Annotated in this window: 1 protein-coding gene; it reads left to right on the top strand. The window is 66.8% G+C overall.

Annotated elements, in window-relative coordinates; translation table 11 throughout:
* Positions 1 to 600, top strand: a 600-nt coding sequence (locus tag ACYP2Q_RS31485; protein WP_459734108.1) for a type VI secretion IcmF C-terminal domain-containing protein, incomplete at both ends; no start/stop codon positions are given.

Genomic DNA, 600 nt, shown 5'->3' with positions numbered 1-600 from the left:
CCGTTCGGCGCCACCGCCAGCGACGCCTCGTTGCCGATGCTCGGGCAGATGATCCGCGCCGACTCCGGGCGCCTCGAGCAATTCCTGCAGCGCGAACTGGGCGGCCTGCTGCGCAAGGAAGGCAGCCGCTGGGTGGCCGACGCGCAACACAGCCAGGGCCTGCGCTTCAACCCGCAGTTCCTCACCGCGATCAACCAGCTCAGCCACCTGGCCGACGTGCTGTTCACCGACGGCGGCATGGGCCTGAGTTTCGAACTGCAAGGCAAACCGGTGCGCGACGTGGTGCAGACCACCTTCACCCTCAACGGCGAAAAACACGAGTACTTCAACCAGAAGGAAAGCTGGCAGCGCTTCAACTGGCCGGGCCGCAGCCAGTACCCCGGCGCGAGCCTGACCTGGACCAGCGTGCGAGCCAACGAACGGCTGTTCGGCGACTACCCGGGCACCTGGGGCCTGATCCGCCTGCTGGAGCAAGCCCAGGTCACGCCACTGGACGATGGCGACAGCCGTTTTCGGATGGTGCTCAAGGCGCCCGATGGCATCGGCCTGACCTGGTACTTGCGCACCGAACTGGGGGCAGGGCCGATGGCGTTGCTCAAG

This window comes from Pseudomonas sp. MHK4 (assembly GCF_054600775.1).
Note: the sequence above shows the minus strand (reverse complement) of the source record. Positions and strands in the feature narration are given on the sequence as shown.